We start from the raw sequence: 16,511 nt of genomic DNA, 5'->3' as shown, positions 1-16,511 counted from the left end.
AGGTACTCAGGGCGGGTTGAGTACCTGCGGGCCTGTGCGGCCGCGGCCGGATGCCCGACGCTCGGCGCATGGAACGAATTGCTCTGCGGAGACTCTCCCCCACCCCGGTCGGCGTCGTGACGGCCCTGCTCGCGATCGCCTCCTGGGCCGCGTGGCTCGGCTGGGACCAGAAGCGCGACGTGCACCCGGACGGCTCGGTGACGGGGCCGTACGAGGCGTGGCAGGTCGTGGGGCTGGTGCTGACCCTGTTCGCGCCGGTGGTCTGGACGGCGCTGCGGGGGCACGGCGTGGCCGGGGCGCTCGGCACCTCGGCCGGGCTCGCCCTCGCCGCGTTCGTCGACTGGTCGGACGACGCCAGCGGCCTCTACGCGGTCGGTGCGGTCATGGTCGCGGGCGGCTCGCTCGCCGCGACCTTCCTGGTGCAGGGCCTGGTCGCCGAGTGGTCGGACCGGCGGGCGCGGCGGCGACACGAGCGACGGCACCGTCCCACCACCTGACGTACAGCCCGGTCCCGCCGGTGACCCGCACCTCCGCGAGGGCGGCGGCCGGGGCCGGATCGGGCTCGCCGGTGAGCGAGACGAGCGCGGCGAAGAGCGAGACGGGTCCGCGGGTGGTGCCGTGGACGGCGGGGGTACGGGTCGGGGCCGGGCCCTGGAGGGTGGGCCCGGTGGCCAGTCCGGTAACCCCGGGGCCGTAGCCGTGGACGGGGTGGAGCTGGGAGACCGGCGCGTCCGGTCCTTCGGTGACGGCCCAGCCGGTCTGCCGTACGGGGGTCCCCTCCGGGGCGTCCAGGACGAGGTGGACGCGGAGTTCGGCGCGGCCGTGGACGAGGGTGGTGGAGACGACCCGGACGCCGGGGAGCGGGGTGTGCGCGGAGACGGCCCGGTCGGGGCCGCCGGCGAGCGGTTCCGCGGGGCCCCGGTGGGTGGCCGTGCCGTCGGGACCGAGCAGCGCGAAGTGGTTGTCGGCCGGGTCGGGGGCGGCGGTGGGGCCGGTGCGGGTGGCGTAGGCGAAGCGGGCGTAGCCGGGGTCGTCGCCGTCGGGGCCGCCGGCGGCGACGTGGTTGCTGCCGTGGTTGTGGAGACGGACCAGGCCGTCGGCGGCGGTGGTCTGGACGAGGAGGCCGGTGGGGCCGAAGGGGCGGGCGGTGTCGGCGCGTTCGGCCGGGAGGGGTTCCTCGGGGTCGGTCCAGGCGGGGTGGTCCGGCGGGAGCAGCAGCCCGAGGAAGCCCTTGGCGGCCCAGTAGGGGGAGCCCGGCCCCGAGTACTCCTGGACCAGCGGCGGGTGGGGGCCGTGCCAGCCGAGGGTGAGCAGCCCGCGGTGGTCGGTGGCGCCGCGGTCGAGGAAGTACCGCAGGCTCCCGGAGGCGAGGCGGCGGGTGGCGCCGGGGGTGAGCGGGGTGTGGCCGGTGAGGGTGCCGAGCCAGGGGGCGGCGGCCGCGGCGAAGCGGTAGGTCAGGGAGCGCCCGTACGGGACGGGGGCGCCGTTCGCGTCGAAGAGGTGGGCGTGGTCGGCGAGGTGGGCGCGGAGCCGGGGGCCGTACCGGTCGAGGAGGGCGCGGTCGCCGGCGAGGTGGGCGTGGAGGACCGGGTAGAGGTGCAGGGCCCAGGAGTTGTAGTGGTCGAAGGCGCGGTTGTCGCCGTCGCTGTACCAGCCGGCGCCGAGGTACCACTCCTCGGTCCGGGCGAGGGAGCGGTCGATCGTGGCGGCGGCGCGGTCGGTCTCGACGCCGGCCTCGTGGAGGAAGCCGGCCACGGTGAGGCCGAAGAGCCACCAGTTGTTGTCGACCGGGGACGGGCCGAGGGCGGGCCGCAGCCATCCCGCCAGGCGTTCGCGGGTGCGGGTGTCGAGGCGGTCCCAGAGCCAGGGGCGGGTGAGGCGCAGGGCGAGGGCGATCGAGGCGGACTCGACGACCGCCTGGCGGGTGTCGGCCATCAGGGGCCAGGACTCCCGGTCCTCGCGGCCGGGCGAGGCGGTTCCGGCGGCGAGTCCGGCGGCGTACCGGTCGAGGTGGCCGTGCGGGTCCTCCCCGCGGGCGCCGGCGACGCGCAGGGCGGCGAGGAGGAACGTACGGGCGAAGCCCTCCAGGCCGTCGGAGCGGGCGCCGGACCAGCTGGGGCGGGGCCCGGGGAGGTCGACGAGGGCGCCGCGCGGCGAGGCGTGGGGGCGGACGGCGAGGAGGAGCCGGTCGGCGGCGTCCTCCCAGTGGGCGCGGGTCCAGCCGGTGTACGGGCTGCGTTCACGGTCCTCGGGTGGCGTGGGCATGATGCTCTGGTGCTCCCTGGGCTCCGGGGGCGGGTACGCCGGCGTCGGCATCGTCCGGAATCCTCGGCGGGGGCCGATCGAAACGTCAAGAGATCCGGATCGAATGATCGAAACTCCCGCCGTTCGATCATTTTCGTCTAAGGTCGGGGAACACCACCACCGCGAGGGGGAACCGCACGTGCGCGAGAGTGCCGCCGAACGACACGCCCGACTGCTGGACCTGGTGCGCGAGCGCGGCACGGTCCGCGTCGCCGAACTGGCCGGCCTCCTGGGGGTCTCCCCCGTGACCGCCCGCCGCGACGCCGAGGCGCTGGCCTCGCGCGGGCTGCTCGACCGGGTGCACGGCCAGGTCGCCTGGCCGCGGACCACCGCGCCCGGCACCCCGGCCGGCGAGGGCCTGGTGCTCGGCCTGCTCGCGCCCTCCGCCACGTACTACTTCGCCGAGGTCATCCGGGGCGCGCACGAGGCGGCGGCCCGGGCGGGCGCCCGGCTGGTGCTGCGGATCTCCGACTACCGCCCCGAGGAGGACCGGGCCCGCACCGAGGGGCTGCTCGCGGCCGGCGCCGAGGGCGTGCTCGTGGCGCCGGGCTGGCGCGGCCCCGAGGACCGGCTCGCGTACGGCGACTGGCTGGCGGAGCTCCCCGTGCCGGCGGTGCTCCTGGAGCGGCGCGGCGCTCCCGGCAGCCCGCTCGACGGCCTCGACCGGGTCTCCTCCGACCACGCCCACGGGGTGCTGCTCGCCCTGCGCCACCTGCTGGGGCTCGGCCACGCGACCCCGCTGCTGGTGGCGCGGGGGGACTCGCCGACCGCGCTCGCGGTGCGGTCCGGGTACGCGGAGGCGCTGGCCGTGCTGGGTCTGGAACAGCCGCTGCCGGTCATCGAGTCCGTGCCGGCCGAGGCGGATCCGGAGGGCTTCGAGCGGGTGGTGCGGGCGCTGTACGAGGCGGTCCGGTCGGGCCTGGCGAGCGCGGCGCTCGTCCACAACGACGTGGACGCGATCGAGATCACCCAGCGGCTCGCCCCGCTCGGCGTGCGGGTCCCGCGGGACCTCGCCCTCATCGCGTACGACGACGAGGTCGCCGCGCTGGCCGACACCCCGCTGACGGCGGTCGCCCCGCCGAAGCGGCAGGTGGGCAGGCACGCCACGGAACTGCTGGTGGAGCGGCTGACCGGCGGCGCGGACGAGGAGGCGGCGAGCCGGCACGTGAGCCTGCTGCCCCGGCTGCGGGTCCGGGCCTCCTGCGGGGCCGCCCGGCCGGCGCCCCCTCTCTGATCGATCTGATCTTTTTTCGATCATTCAATCTTTCGCTCTTGACTTCGCTCAAGAACGGTCCCAGGATCACGGCCAATCCCCTCCACGCCGTTCGATCAGGAGCCGTGCCGTGAGACTCAGTTGGAGCAGAACGACCCGCGTCATAGCCGGCACCGCCACCGCCCTCGCCGTCCTCACGGCCTGCGGCGGCGGCGGTGACGACGCCGCCGACAAGCCGGACGGCCCCGTCACGATCACCTTCTGGGGCTGGGCCAAGGGCTCCAAGGACGTCGTCGACGCCTTCAACGCCTCCCACACCGACATCAAGGTGACCTTCGAGGAGATCCCCTCCGGCAACGCCGGCGGCTACGCCAAGATCTCCAACGCGGTGAAGGCGGGCAACGCCCCCGACCTCGTCTCCCTCGAATACCCCTCGCTCCCCGAGTTCGTCTCCTCCGGCGCCCTCCAGGACATCGGCGACGCCTTCACCGAGGCCGACCGCGCGAAGTTCCTCCCCCAGGCCGTCGAGCTCACCACCCTCGGCGGCAGGTCCTGGGCCGTCCCCTTCGACGCCGCCCCGCAGGCCTTCTACTACCGCAAGGACCTCTTCGAGAAGTACGGGGTCGAGGTCCCCACCACCTGGGACGACTTCAGGAAGGCCGCCGAGCAGGTCAGGAAGGCCGACGCCAAGGCCCGCATCGCCACCTTCTTCCCCGACGACCCCACCACCTTCGAGGCCATGGCCTGGCAGGCCGGCGCCCAGTGGTTCAAGGCCGAGAACGACACCTGGAAGATCGACACCACCGACGCGGCCACCACCAAGGTCACCGCCTACTGGCAGGGCCTCCTCGACGCCGGTCTCGTCCACAAGAACGCCTCCTTCAGCCCCGAGTGGACCGGCTCCCTCAAGAACGGCACCACCGTCGGCTACCTCGGCGCCTCCTGGGGCGCCGGCGTCCTCAAGGGCACCCTCCCCGAACAGTCCGGCAAGTGGGCCGTCGCCCCCATGCCCAGCTGGGACGGCAAGCCCGCCTCCGGCATGCTCGGCGGCTCCACCTTCGCCGTGCCCAAGAGCAGCGGGAAGAAGGCGGCCGCCGTCGAGTTCGCCACCTGGATGGCCACCACCGAGGAGGGCGTCAAGGCCCGCATCGCCTCCGGCACCTCCAGCGCCTTCCCCGCCGCGACCGCCCTGCGTCCCACCGCCAAGAAGGCGTTCGACGCGAGCTACTACGGCGGACAGGACATCTACGCCCTCTTCGAGGCGGCCGGCGCCTCCATCTCCCCGCAGTGGTCCTGGGGCCCCAGCACCGGCACCACCAACACCACCATCAAGGACCGCTTCGGCGCCGTCGCCCCCGGCGGCCCCACCCTCGCCGACGCCGTGAAGGCCGGCCACGACGCCACCGTCGCCGAGCTCACCAAGCGCGGCCTGAAGGTCGAGGGCTGAGCACGTGAAGGCCCGCACCCGTGCCGCGGCACTCCTGCTGACCCCGTTCTTCCTGCTCTTCACCGCGGTGCTGGTGGTGCCGATCGGATACGCGGTCTGGCTGAGCCTCTTCACCGAGAAGCAGTCCGGACTGGGCTTCGGCGGCTCCGAGACCGTCTTCACCGGCCTCGGCAACTACGCCACGGCACTGGGTGACCGGGCCTTCCGCGACGGATTCGGCGTCCTGCTCGGCTACTGCCTGCTCTACGTGCCGCTGATGCTCGGCGGCGCCCTCGGCCTCGCCCTGCTCCTCGACACCGCCCTCGCCCGCGCCCGCCGCTTCTTCCAGCTCGCGCTCTTCCTGCCGCACGCCGTGCCCGGCATCATCGCCGCCCTGATCTGGGTCTACCTCTACACGCCCCAACTCAGCCCGGTCGTCCGGGCGATGGAGGCCGGCGGGATCGGCTTCGACTTCTTCTCCCCCGAGGGCGCCCTGCCCTCCGTCGTCAACATCGCCCTGTGGGAATGGCTCGGCTACAACCTGATCATCTTCTACGCCGCCCTCCAGGCCATCGACCGCTCCGTCCTGGAAGCCGCCACCGTCGACGGCGCCGGCGCCTGGCGCACCGCCTTCGCCGTGAAGATCCCGCTGCTCCGCGGCTCCCTCGCGATGGTCGCCCTCTTCACCGTCATCGGCTCCCTCCAGCTCTTCACCGAACCGCTGATCCTCAGCAGGGGCACGGGCTCCGCCGTCACCTCCACCTGGACGCCGAACATGTACGCGTACTCCGCCGCCTTCGACCGCAACGACTATGGACTGGCCGCGGCCGCCTCGATCCTGCTGGCCCTCACGGCCGCGCTGCTGTCCTTCGCCGTCACCCGTCTGACGGGCCGCCGGAAGGAGCGCACGGCATGAGCGCCCCCCGCTCCCGCTGGCTGTCGAAGACCGCCGTCAACGGCGTCCTCCTCCTCGCCACCGTCTACATGCTCTTCCCGCTCGTCTGGCTGGTCACCGCCGCCACCAAGGACGCCGGCGGACTCCTCGCCGGGAACGCCTTCTCCTTCGAGGGCTTCGACCTCGGCGGCAACCTCGCCCGGCTCGCCGAGTACAACGACGGCGTCTACTTCCGCTGGTACCTCAACAGCCTCCTCTACGCCGGAGTCGGCGCCGCCGCCTGCGCGCTGATCAGCGTCGCCGCCGGATACGCCTTCCACGTCTACGACTTCCGGGGCAAGGAGAAGCTCTTCGGCCTCGTCCTCCTCGGCGTCCTCGTCCCCACCACCGCGCTCGCCCTCCCCATGTACCTGCTCGCCAGCGAGCTCGGCATCGTCAACACCTACGCCGCCGTGCTCCTCCCGGTCCTCGTCAACCCCTTCGGGGTCTACCTGTCCCGGGTGCTGTGCGCCGCCTACGTCCCCGACGAGGCCCTGGAGGCCGCCCGGATCGACGGCGCCGGCGAGCTGCGCGTCTTCTGGTCGATCGGTCTGCGCACGGTCATGCCGGGCTTCGTGACCGTCTTCCTCTTCCAGTTCACCGCCGTCTGGAACAACTTCTTCCTCCCCCTGGTGATGCTCTCGGACCAGAGGCTCTTCCCGCTGAGCCTCGGCCTGTACGCGTGGAACAGCAACGCCCACGCCGAACCCGACTACTACCCCCTGGTCGTCACCGGCTCCCTGCTCGCCGTCGTCCCCCTCGTCCTCGCCTTCGTCTCGCTCCAGCGCCACTGGAAGGCCGGCCTGACCGCCGGCAGCGTCAAGTGAGGAGCCCCGTCACGTGAGGAGCTCACCTCCCCCCATGCGCCCGACCACCGACAACCGCCCCGCCCTGCTCCTCGCCATGGGCCCCGGCGTCGCCGACCGCCTCCTCACCGACCGCCACCGCACCCGCCTCGCCGACCTCACCCGCACCGACCCGCACCTGGTCGCCCACGACCTGACCGCCCCCGACCCGCGCACCGCCGCCGCGCTCGCCGAGGCCGAACTCCTCCTCACCTGCTGGGGCGCCACCCCGCTCACCCCCCGGGTGCTGGCCCGCGCGCCCCGCCTCAAGGCCGTGGTGCACGCGGCCGGTTCGGTCAAGCACCACGTCACCGAGGCCTGCTGGGAACGCGGCCTCCAGGTCACCAGCGCCGCCGCCGCCAACGCGCTCCCGGTCGCCGAGTACACCCTCGCCGCGATCCTCTTCGCCGGGAAACGGGTGCTGCGCTCGGCACAGCGGTACGCCGAACTCCGCGCCGGCCACGGCTGGCTCGCCGAGTCCGCCGCCTGGGGCAACTACCACCGCACGGTCGGCATCGTCGGCGCCTCCCGCATCGGCCTCCGGGTCGTCGAGCTCCTGCGCCCCTTCGACGTCGAGGTGCTGCTCTACGACCCGTACCTGACGGCTCCCCCGCCGGGCGCGGTCCTCGCCGGCCTGGACGAGCTCTGCGCCCGCAGCTCGGTCGTCTCCGTGCACGCGCCCCAGCTCCCGTCCACGTACCGCATGATCGGCCCCCGCCAGCTCGCCGCCCTGCCCGACGGCGCCACCCTGATCAACACCTCCCGGGGCTCCCTGGTCGACGAGGACGCCCTCCTCCCCCACCTCACCGCCGGCCGCCTCCACGCGGTCCTCGACGTGACCGACCCCGAGCTCCCGCCGCCGGACTCCCCGCTCTACAGCCTCCCCAACGTCCTGCTCACCCCGCACGTCGCCGGCTCCCTCGGCAACGAGCTGCACCGGATGGCCGACCAGGCCCTGGACGAGATCGCCCGCTACACCCGCGGCGAACCCTTCGCGGAGGAGGTCAGAGCCGCCGACCTCACCCACTCGGCCTAGACTGGAGGGGTCCATCCGCGGCTTCGCCCGGTCGGAGGCGGCCATGACCTTCGTGCAGATCATCGATTGCAGGACGAGCCGGGTCGAGGAGCTCAACCGGCTCATGGACCGCTGGGTCGAGCAGACCCGGGGGAAACGGACCGCCACCCACTCCATCGTCGGGACCGACCGGTCCGACGCCCAGCACGTCGTGGAGATCGTCGAGTTCCCCTCGTACGACGTGGCCATGCGCAACTCGCAGCTGCCGGAGACCGACCGGATCTTCCGGGAGATGGTCGCCCTCTGCGACGAGATGCCGACCTTCACCGACCTGGACGTGGTGCGGGACGAGGCGCTGTACAAGGCGAACGCGCGGCAGATGTTCGAGCGGTTCGCGGACGGCTCGGACCTGGCGCTGCTCGACACCCTGCTCGCCGAGGGCTACCACGACCACGACCCGAGGAACCCGCAGGACACCATCGGGATGGACGCGGTCCGGCGCGAGGTGGAGGCGTGGCGCGCGGGCTTCGACTTCACGTTCACGGTCGACGACCAGGTCGCCGACGGCGACCGCGTGTGCACCCGGTGGACCTGGCGGGGGACCCACGTCGGCGACTTCATGGGCCTCCAGCCGAGCGGCATGGAGGTCACCATGACCGGCACCACCATCCACCGCTTCCGCGACGACGGCAAGATCGTCGAGGGCTGGTGGCAGTACGACCTGCTCGGGCTGATGGGGCAGCTGGGCGCCGTCGAGCCCTAGGCACCGGGAAAGTCACCGGGGCGCCAGGCACCGGGAAGGACCCCGGAACGCCCAGGCACCGGGAAGGACACCGGGGCGCCGGACGCCGGAAAAGACACCGAGGCCCGGTGCCCCCGCGACGGGGGCACCGGGCCTCGGCGATCAGTTACGGCGTGCCTCAGTGGGAGTGGCCGTGACCGTGGCCGTGACCGTGGTCCGCCGGCTCCTCTTCCTTCTTCTCCACCACGAGGGTCTCGGTGGTGAGGAGCAGGGAGGCGATGGAGGCGGCGTTCTCCAGGGCGGAGCGGGTGACCTTCACCGGGTCGATGACGCCGGCCTTGACCAGGTCGCCGTACTCGCCGGTGGCGGCGTTGAAGCCCTGGCCCTTGTCGAGCTCGGCGACCTTGGAGGTGATGACGTAACCCTCCAGGCCGGCGTTCTCGGCGATCCAGCGCAGCGGCTCGACGGCGGCGCGGCGGACGACGGCGACACCGGTGGCCTCGTCGCCGGTCTTGCCGAGGTTGTCCTCCAGGACCTTGACGGCGTGGACGAGCGCGGAGCCACCACCGGAGACGATGCCCTCCTCGACCGCGGCGCGGGTCGCGGAGATGGCGTCCTCCAGACGGTGCTTCTTCTCCTTCAGCTCCACCTCGGTGGCGGCGCCGACCTTGATCACGCACACGCCGCCGGCCAGCTTCGCGAGGCGCTCCTGGAGCTTCTCGCGGTCCCAGTCGGAGTCCGTGGACTCGATCTCGGCCTTGATCTGGGCGACGCGGCCCGCGACGTCGGCGGAGTTGCCGCCACCGTCGACGATGGTGGTGTCGTCCTTGGAGATGGTCACGCGGCGGGCGGTGCCCAGCACGTCGAGACCGGCCTGGTCGAGCTTGAGGCCGACCTCCTCGGCGATGACGGTGGCACCGGTGAGGGTGGCCATGTCCTGGAGCATCGCCTTGCGGCGGTCACCGAAGCCGGGGGCCTTGACGGCCACCGCGTTGAAGGTGCCGCGGATCTTGTTGACGACGAGGGTGGAGAGCGCCTCGCCCTCGACGTCCTCGGCGATGATCAGCAGCGGCTTGGAGCCACCCGCCTGGATGACCTTCTCCAGCAGCGGCAGCAGGTCCTGGATCGAGGAGATCTTGCCCTGGTTGATCAGGATGTACGGGTCGTCGAGGACGGCCTCCATACGCTCCTGGTCGGAGACCATGTACGGCGAGAGGTAGCCCTTGTCGAAGGCCATGCCCTCGGTGAACTCCAGCTCCAGGCCGAAGGTGTTGGACTCCTCGACGGTGATGACACCGTCCTTGCCGACCTTGTCCATGGCCTCGGCGATGAGCTCGCCGACCTGCTGGTCCTGGGCCGAGAGCGCGGCGACGGCGGCGATGTCGGACTTGTCCTCGATCGGGCGCGCGGTGGCGAGCAGCTCGTCGGAGACGGCCTTGACGGCGGCGTCGATCCCCTTCTTGAGGGAGGACGGCGAGGCGCCGGCGGCGACGTTGCGCAGACCCTCGCGGACGAGCGCCTGGGCGAGCACGGTGGCGGTGGTGGTGCCGTCACCCGCGATGTCGTTGGTCTTGGTCGCCACCTCCTTGACGAGCTGGGCGCCGAGGTTCTCGTACGGGTCGTCGATCTCGACCTCGCGGGCGATCGTGACACCGTCGTTGGTGATGGTGGGGGCGCCGAACTTCTTGTCGATGACGACGTTGCGGCCCTTGGGGCCGATCGTCACCTTCACCGTGTCGGCAAGCTTGTTGACGCCGCGCTCAAGGGCGCGACGGGCGTCCTCGTCGAACTTCAGGATCTTCGCCATGGGAGCGGTTCAGCCCTCTCGGAAATCGTGTGGGAAAAGCGAACCGCGCCCCTGGACGCCCGTGGAATCAGGGGGTCAGGGGCGCGGTTTCACAGCAGGTACGTCGTCTTACTTCTCGATGATCGCGAGCACGTCGCGGGCCGAGAGGACGAGGTACTCGTCGCCGTTGTACTTCACCTCGGTGCCGCCGTACTTGCTGTAGAGCACGACGTCGCCGACCTTCACGTCGAGCGGCAGGCGCTCGCCGTTCTCGAAGCGGCCCGGGCCCACGGCGAGGACGGCGCCCTCCTGGGGCTTCTCCTTCGCGGTGTCCGGGATGACCAGGCCGGAGGCCGTGGTCTGCTCGGCGTCGAGCGGCTGGACCACGATGCGGTCCTCAAGCGGCTTGATGGCAACCTTGGAGCTGGCGGTCGTCACGATCCGACCTCCCCCTTCGGAGATCTCGCGGGGTTAACTGTCTGGGGTCGCGACCAGCCGGATCCGTCGTCGCGGGTGCCGGACCTGCCCGTCGCTGTTCTGGCACTCTCCTGCGGGGAGTGCCAGAGCCGAGACTATGACCGCGATTAGCACTCGGTCAAGCGGAGTGCCAATTCCTCACTCCGTGGCGGCCTCCGCGCGGACGGTTCCGCCGGCCGGACCGAGGTCGCCGACCCGCTCCACGGCCTTGCGGCCGAGGCGTTCGAGGGGGTCGACGGCGGAGGCGCAGCCGGTGAGGCCGAGGAGCAGGGCGGCGACCACCAGCGGCCGCAGGCGGCTCATACGTAGTCCTCCAGCCTGGCGACGGCGTAGCCCTTGGAGGTGATCACGTTCATCACCCGTCGGATCATGTCCGGCATGCTGCCCTTCCAGTCCTCCTTGCCGCGGAAGTGGGTGAGGACGATGTCGCCGGGGTGGAGGTCGCGGTCCCACTCCCGCCACTCCATGTGGTCGGGGAAGGCCTCGGAGGCCCAGAGCGGGACGGCCTTGACGCCGCAGGACCCGGCGGCGCGCAGGGTGTCCTCGTTGTAGTTGCCGTACGGCGGCCGGAAGAGCGCCGGGCGCTTGCCGTACTTCTTCTCGATGACGTCCTGCATCCCGCAGATCTCCCGCTTCTGGCGGGCGTAGGAGAGTCCGGGCAGGTACTTGTGGTGGAGGGTGTGGTTGTGGAGGCCGACCCCGCGCGGCTGGGACTTCTGCATCCTCGCGAAGTAGCCGTAGTCGTCGCTGACCACGTAGTCGCTGAGGAAGGCGCTGTACGGGATGTCCAGGTCGGCCATCATCCGGATGAGCGCGGGGTCCTTCTCGGCGCCGTCGTCGATCGTCAGGAAGACGATCTTCTCCTTGGTGGGGACGGTGGTGAAGACGGGCGGCAGGCCCTCGCCGTCGGTCTCGAAGCCCTTGCGGGTGGTGATTCTCGGTTTGGTCCCCGGCGGGGCGGGCGCTTCGAGCGGGGTGAGCTTGAGCCCCCATTTCCTCGCGGCGACGGCCCGGGCGGCCCGCCGTTTCGCCGACGCGGCCTTCTTCGCCGCGGCGAGCTCGGCGGCGGTCTGCCGGGCGGCCGCCTTGTCCGGGGCCTGCTGGCCGGCGGCGGGGGCGCCGCCGGTGCCCGTCCCGGAGTCGTCGGGGCCGCCGGAGCAGGCGGCGGTGGAGGTGAGCGCGGCGACGAGGAGCGCGGCCCCCAGGGCACGGCGCGAGCCACCCTTTGTCATCATTTCTTCCTTTTGTCGTACGAGCTGTATGGCGCCGCATCCTGTCAGCGCGACCCGCCCTTCCGGCCGCGACACCGCCGTACCGGCCCCACCGTCCCCCACCCGGCCCACAGGGAGAATGGGACGGTGACCGACCTCGCCGCCTTCGCCGCCCTGCTCGCCCCCGAGGGCCAGACGCTCCTCGCCGCCCTGCGCGACTACGACCCCGCCCAGGAGCTGGCGGTCGCCTCCCGGCTGCGCCGCGACCACCCCGCCGAGCTGGTCTCGGCCGCCCTCGGGCAGGCCCGGCTGCGGCAGCGCGCGGTGGCGAAGTTCGGCGCCGAGGACGCCTTCCGCATGTACTTCACGCCGAACGGCGTCGAGCAGTCGACCCGGGCGACCGTCGGCGCCTACCGCGCGGCCCGCCTCAAGGCCCTCGGCGTCCGCTCGGTCGCCGACCTCTGCTCCGGCATCGGCGGCGACGCGCTCGCGCTCGCCCGCGCCGGCATCTCCGTGCTCGCCGTCGACCGCGATCCGCTCACCGCCGAGGTCGCCCGCGCCAACGCCGCCGCGCTCGGCATCGCGGACCTGGTCGAGGTCCGCTGCGCCGACGTCACCGAGATCGACACCAGCCCCTACGACGCCGTCTTCGTCGACCCCGCCCGGCGCGGCGGCCGGGGCAGGATCTTCGACCCGGAGGCCTACTCGCCGCCGCTCTCCTGGGCGATGGAGGCCGCCCGCAAGGCCCCGCACGCGGCCCTGAAGATCGCCCCCGGCATCCCCCACGAGACCGTCCCGGCCGAGGCCGAGGCCGAGTGGATCTCGGACGGCGGCGACGTGAAGGAGGCCATCCTCTGGTTCGGCACGGAGCCGGGCGCGCGCCGCGCCACCCTGCTGCCCTCCGGCGCGAGCCTCGCCGGCCGGGGCCTGCCCGACCCGGCGGTCCGCCCCGTCGGCCGGTACCTCTACGAGCCGGACGGCGCCGTCATCCGCGCCCATCTGGTCGCCGAGGTCGCCGAGGAGCTGTCCGGGGGGCTGATCGACGGGACGATCGCCTACGTCACCGCCGACACCCTCACCCCCACCCCGTACGCCTCCGCGTACGAGATCACCGACGAACTCCCCTTCAACCTCAAGAAGCTGAAGGCCCTGCTGCGCGAACGCGAGGTCGGCACCCTGACGGTGAAGAAGCGCGGCTCCGCCGTCGAGCCCGAGGAGATCCGCCGGAAGGTGAAGCCCAAGGGCCCCCACTCCGCGACGGTCCTGCTCACACGTGTCGCGGGGGCCCCGACGATGCTGATCGGCCACCCGGCCGGGCCGGCCCGACCCTGAGCGCCATCCGGTAGTGCCCGACGGCCTTGAAGAGCCCGATCAGGCCGTTGATCCAGAAGATGAGCGCGACGCCCATGCCGTACGCGACGAGCCCGCGGCCGTCCGCCGGGTCCGCCCCGGCGGGCACGGCGAAGCCCAGCCACAGCCCGAGGCCGCAGAGGACGGCGGAGAGCACCATCCAGCAGGCGCTCGCGACGGGCGCGCGCAGCCGCGCGTCCGTCGGCCCGTGCCGGTCCAGGGCCGCCCAGCGCACCAGCCGTTCGCGCACCACGCGGTCGCGGCGCACCCCGCGCACCACGAGCCAGACGCCCGGCACCATCACCCCGACGCCGAGGACGGAGACGACCAGCCCGACGAAGAAGGCGATCGGGTCGAGGATCGCCCCGACACCGAGGCCGACGAGCGTCACGCCCACCATGCCCCAGCCCAGCTGGAGCACCAGCACCGCGCCGGCGAACAGCGCGAACCGACCCCCGCCGAGCAGCCGTCGCCCCAGCGCGTCGAGCGCCAGCGCCCGGTCGGCGAGCCGCGCGTCCCGGTCGGGCCAGCTCCGCAGCTCGACGGGCGGGGGCGGCGGGGGCAGGGGTACGCGCGAAACCATGCCGAGCAGCCTACGACGCGTCTCCGGACGGGAGTTCGGCCGCCCGCACCCGCAGCAGCGCCCGCTCGCTCTCGTTCCGGGTGAGCTCCGCGGCCCGCGCGAACTCCGCCCGCGCCTCCGCTCCGCGGCCCAGCCGGGCCAGCAGGTCGCCGCGGACGCTCGGCAGCAGGTGGTAGCGGGCCAGGGCCGGTTCGGCGGCGAGCGCGTCGACGAGGGGGAGCGCCGCGGCCGGTCCCTCGGCCATCGAGACGGCCACCGCCCGGTTCAGCTCGACCACCGGTGACGGGGCCAGCTCCCGCAGCCGCCCGTACAGCGCGGCGATCATCGCCCAGTCCGTCTCCTCGTAGGAGGCGGCCCTCGCGTGGCAGGCGGCGATGGCCGCCTGGAGGGCGTACGGGCCGTAGGAGCGCCCGTCGCCGGCGCGGGCGAGGGCGGCGTAGCCCCGCCGGACGAGGAGGCGGTTCCAGCGGCGCCGGTCCTGCTCGGCGAGGAGCACCGGCCGGCCGTCGGGACCGGTGCGGGCGGGGGTGCGGGAGCCCTGGAGTTCGAGGAGGGCGGCGAGGCCGTGGACCTCGCTCTCGCCCGGCATGAGGACGGCGAGCCCCCTGGCCAGGCGGAGCGCGTCCTCGCAGAGCCCGGGGCGCAGCAGGTCGTCGCCGGCGGTGGCCGCGTACCCCTCGTTGAAGACGAGGTAGACGACCTCCAGGACGGAGCCGAGCCGGACCGCCCGCTCCTCTCCGTACGGCACCTCGAACTCCACGCCCGCCTTCGCGAGCGTCCGCTTGGCGCGGGTGATCCGGGCCGCGACGGTGGGCTCCGGGACGAGGAAGGCGCGGGCGATCTCGTCCGTCCGCAGCCCGCCGACGAGCCGCAGGGTGAGCGCCGCGCGGGCGTCGGCGGAGAGCACCGGGTGGCAGGTGGTGAAGACGAGCCGGAGCACGTCGTCGTCGATGTCGCCGGGGCCGGAGGGCTCGGGGTCGTACGCCTCCTCGGGGAGCGTCCGGCCGACCTCGGCGAGCTTGCGCGCGTACGTCTCGCGGCGCCGCACGAGGTCGACGGCGCGGTGCTTGGCGGTGGCCGTCAGCCAGGCGCCCGGGTTGTCCGGGACGCCCGACCGGGGCCACTGCTCCAGGGCGGCGACGAGCGCGTCCTGGGCGATCTCCTCGGCGACGCCGACGTCCCGGACGATCCGCGCCACCGTGGCGATGATCCGCGCCGACTCCATCCGGAAGACCGTCTCCAGCGTGCTCTCCACCGTCACGCGTCACATGAGAGCACGGCCCGGGTCAGCCTTCCGGCATCTCCTCGACCTCGCGGACCTCCAGGCCGACCTTCCAGTGCGGCGGGTGGACGGCGAGGAACCGCTTGCCCCACTCGACGGCCTCGGCCATGTCCTTGCACTGGAGCATCGCGTAACCGCCGACGACCTCCTTGGTCTCGGTGAAGGGGCCGTCGGTGAAGGACAGCTTCCCGTCCGACCAGGTGATCCGGGTGGCCTCGGCGGTCGGCTTCAGCCCGGCGGTGTCCACCATGGCGCCGGCCTTGGTGATCTCCTCGAAGAGGGCGCCCATGCGCTGCTCGAAGCCGGGGTCGGCGCTCTCCATGTCGATGGTGTTCTCCTCGATGCGGACGAGGGAGAGGAAGCGGGGCATGGTGACTCCTCGGTGGTGCGGTGGCGGGGCCGTTCCCCGCCTCACACCTCTACGTCGAACGGGCCGGGCCCGCATCGACACCGCGCCGGGGGAAGTTCTAGACGTAGTCCTCCAGGCGGGCCACCGTGAAGCCCTGCTCCTGGATCTTGCGCAGCATCGTCGCCGTCATCTCGGTCATCGTGCGGCCCTTGAGCTCGCCGGGGCCGCGGAAGTGGGCGAGGACGATGTCGCCGGGGCGGAGCTTCCGGTCGCCGCGCTGGTACTGCATGTTCTTGATCTGCATGGACTCGCGCCAGAGGACGATGGCGTCGACCCCGCAGGTGCCCGCGGCGGCGCGGGTGGCCTCGTTCCAGTTGCCGAAGGGGGGCCGGAAGAGGCGCGGGGCGGTGCCGTAGCGCTCGCGCAGCTTCCGCTGCTGGCCGCATATCTCGCGGCGCTGGGCGTCCGGGGAGAGGGTGCGCAGGTCGGGGTGGGTGAGGGTGTGGTTGGCGACGCCGTGGCCCTGGGCGACGAGCGGCTCGAAGTAGCCGTAGTCCCCGCTGATCACCGAGTCGGTGAGGAACATCGTGAAGGGGACGTCGAGCTCGTCCATCATCCGCACGAACGCGGGGTCCTTCTCGGCCCCGTCGTCGATGGTGAGGAAGACGACCTTGTCGGTGGTCGGGACGTCGCTGATCACCGGGACCGGGCCGCCCGGCGTCCGCTTCACCGGCTTGACCGCGGGCGGGGCGGGCGGCGCGGGGAGCGGCTTGATCCCCCACTTGCGGTACGCGGCCGCCCGGGCCGCCCCGGGGGCGGGCGCCGGTTCGGGGGCGGCGGCGGTCTTCGAGGGGGCCGCCGGCACCGGGGCGGCCGCCGGGGCCGGGGTCCCGGCCGTGCAGCCCGTCATCAGGAGGGTCACTGCGGTCAGCGCCGCCCACACCGCGATCGACTTCTTCACGGGCTGTGGGATGCCCGATCGGCTCGAAAGGTT

17 protein-coding genes are annotated in these 16,511 nt (G+C 73.0%); 8 read left to right on the top strand and 9 right to left on the bottom strand.

The genetic code is table 11. The annotated features are described in order from the left end of the window. The first annotated feature begins 68 nt into the window (after nt 1–68). The gene (locus ACFQ8C_RS04370) at nt 69–497 is read left to right on the top strand and encodes a hypothetical protein (protein ID WP_383452121.1); all 429 of its coding nucleotides are present in this window, start codon (nt 69–71) and stop codon (nt 495–497) included. Here ACFQ8C_RS04370 and ACFQ8C_RS04365 read toward each other — a convergent pair. After that, nucleotides 382–2,265, bottom strand: coding sequence for a DUF2264 domain-containing protein (locus ACFQ8C_RS04365; RefSeq protein ID WP_383452119.1), 1,884 nt, complete (start codon nt 2,263–2,265; stop codon nt 382–384). The two genes, ACFQ8C_RS04370 and ACFQ8C_RS04365, sit on opposite strands and share 116 nt — an antisense overlap. 178 nt (nt 2,266–2,443) lie before the next feature. Here ACFQ8C_RS04365 and ACFQ8C_RS04360 point away from each other — a divergent pair, with 178 nt between their 5' ends. From ACFQ8C_RS04360 to ACFQ8C_RS04335, 6 genes are all read left to right on the top strand, one after another. Then, the gene (locus ACFQ8C_RS04360) at nt 2,444–3,538 is read left to right on the top strand and encodes a substrate-binding domain-containing protein (protein ID WP_383452117.1); all 1,095 of its coding nucleotides are present in this window, start codon (nt 2,444–2,446) and stop codon (nt 3,536–3,538) included. Nucleotides 3,539–3,647: 109 nt separating this feature from the next. After that, nucleotides 3,648–4,964, top strand: a complete 1,317-nt coding sequence (locus ACFQ8C_RS04355; RefSeq protein WP_383452115.1) for an ABC transporter substrate-binding protein — start codon at nt 3,648–3,650, stop codon at nt 4,962–4,964. Between the two features lie 4 nt (nt 4,965–4,968). Further along, nucleotides 4,969–5,859 carry a carbohydrate ABC transporter permease gene (locus ACFQ8C_RS04350; protein WP_383452113.1) on the top strand — a complete coding sequence of 297 codons (891 nt, stop codon included), beginning with the start codon at nt 4,969–4,971 and terminating at the stop codon, nt 5,857–5,859. Next, on the top strand, nt 5,856–6,704 hold the full coding sequence (locus tag ACFQ8C_RS04345) for a carbohydrate ABC transporter permease (protein ID WP_383452111.1): 849 nt from the start codon (nt 5,856–5,858) through the stop codon (nt 6,702–6,704). Before ACFQ8C_RS04350 ends, ACFQ8C_RS04345 begins: the two co-directional genes overlap by 4 nt. 34 nt (nt 6,705–6,738) lie before the next feature. Further along, nucleotides 6,739–7,758 (top strand): hydroxyacid dehydrogenase, encoded by a 1,020-nt coding sequence (locus ACFQ8C_RS04340; protein ID WP_383452109.1) that lies wholly within the window; start codon nt 6,739–6,741, stop codon nt 7,756–7,758. A 43-nt stretch (nt 7,759–7,801) separates the two neighbouring features. Beyond that, on the top strand, nt 7,802–8,500 hold the full coding sequence (locus ACFQ8C_RS04335) for an ester cyclase (RefSeq protein WP_383452107.1): 699 nt from the start codon (nt 7,802–7,804) through the stop codon (nt 8,498–8,500). A 157-nt stretch (nt 8,501–8,657) separates the two neighbouring features. Here ACFQ8C_RS04335 and groL read toward each other — a convergent pair whose 3' ends face one another. From groL to ACFQ8C_RS04315, 4 genes are all read right to left on the bottom strand, one after another. Next, nucleotides 8,658–10,286 carry a chaperonin GroEL gene (groL, locus tag ACFQ8C_RS04330; RefSeq protein WP_383452105.1) on the bottom strand — a complete coding sequence of 543 codons (1,629 nt, stop codon included), beginning with the start codon at nt 10,284–10,286 and terminating at the stop codon, nt 8,658–8,660. 108 nt (nt 10,287–10,394) lie between these two features. Then, entirely contained in the window at nt 10,395–10,703 is a 309-nt protein-coding gene (gene groES / locus ACFQ8C_RS04325) for a co-chaperone GroES (protein ID WP_004955293.1), read from the bottom strand. A 177-nt stretch (nt 10,704–10,880) separates the two neighbouring features. Beyond that, nucleotides 10,881–11,045, bottom strand: a complete 165-nt coding sequence (locus tag ACFQ8C_RS04320; protein ID WP_383452103.1) for a hypothetical protein — start codon at nt 11,043–11,045, stop codon at nt 10,881–10,883. Beyond that, nucleotides 11,042–11,974 carry a polysaccharide deacetylase family protein gene (locus ACFQ8C_RS04315; RefSeq protein WP_383452101.1) on the bottom strand — a complete coding sequence of 311 codons (933 nt, stop codon included), beginning with the start codon at nt 11,972–11,974 and terminating at the stop codon, nt 11,042–11,044. The genes ACFQ8C_RS04320 and ACFQ8C_RS04315 overlap by 4 nt, the downstream gene beginning before the upstream one ends. Nucleotides 11,975–12,100: 126 nt before the next feature. Here ACFQ8C_RS04315 and ACFQ8C_RS04310 point away from each other — a divergent pair, with 126 nt between their 5' ends. Then, complete coding sequence (locus ACFQ8C_RS04310) at nt 12,101–13,285, top strand: methyltransferase domain-containing protein (RefSeq protein WP_383452099.1); 1,185 nt, start codon at nt 12,101–12,103, stop codon at nt 13,283–13,285. Here ACFQ8C_RS04310 and ACFQ8C_RS04305 read toward each other — a convergent pair. From ACFQ8C_RS04305 to ACFQ8C_RS04290, 4 genes are all read right to left on the bottom strand, one after another. Next, on the bottom strand, nt 13,221–13,886 hold the full coding sequence (locus ACFQ8C_RS04305) for a hypothetical protein (RefSeq protein ID WP_383452097.1): 666 nt from the start codon (nt 13,884–13,886) through the stop codon (nt 13,221–13,223). The genes ACFQ8C_RS04310 and ACFQ8C_RS04305 overlap by 65 nt on opposite strands. Before the next feature lie 10 nt (nt 13,887–13,896). Next, nucleotides 13,897–15,111 (bottom strand): RNA polymerase sigma factor, encoded by a 1,215-nt coding sequence (locus tag ACFQ8C_RS04300; RefSeq protein ID WP_383452176.1) that lies wholly within the window; start codon nt 15,109–15,111, stop codon nt 13,897–13,899. Nucleotides 15,112–15,172: 61 nt separating this feature from the next. Beyond that, entirely contained in the window at nt 15,173–15,538 is a 366-nt protein-coding gene (locus ACFQ8C_RS04295; protein WP_383452095.1) for a YciI family protein, read from the bottom strand. Nucleotides 15,539–15,635: 97 nt separating this feature from the next. Beyond that, a complete protein-coding gene (locus ACFQ8C_RS04290; RefSeq protein WP_383452093.1) occupies nt 15,636–16,478 on the bottom strand; it encodes a polysaccharide deacetylase family protein in 843 nt (280 codons plus the stop codon). Nucleotides 16,479–16,511: the final 33 nt, after the last annotated feature.

This window comes from Streptomyces sp. NPDC056503 (assembly GCF_042794995.1).
Lineage (GTDB): Bacteria > Actinomycetota > Actinomycetes > Streptomycetales > Streptomycetaceae > Streptomyces.
Note: the sequence above shows the minus strand (reverse complement) of the source record. Positions and strands in the feature narration are given on the sequence as shown.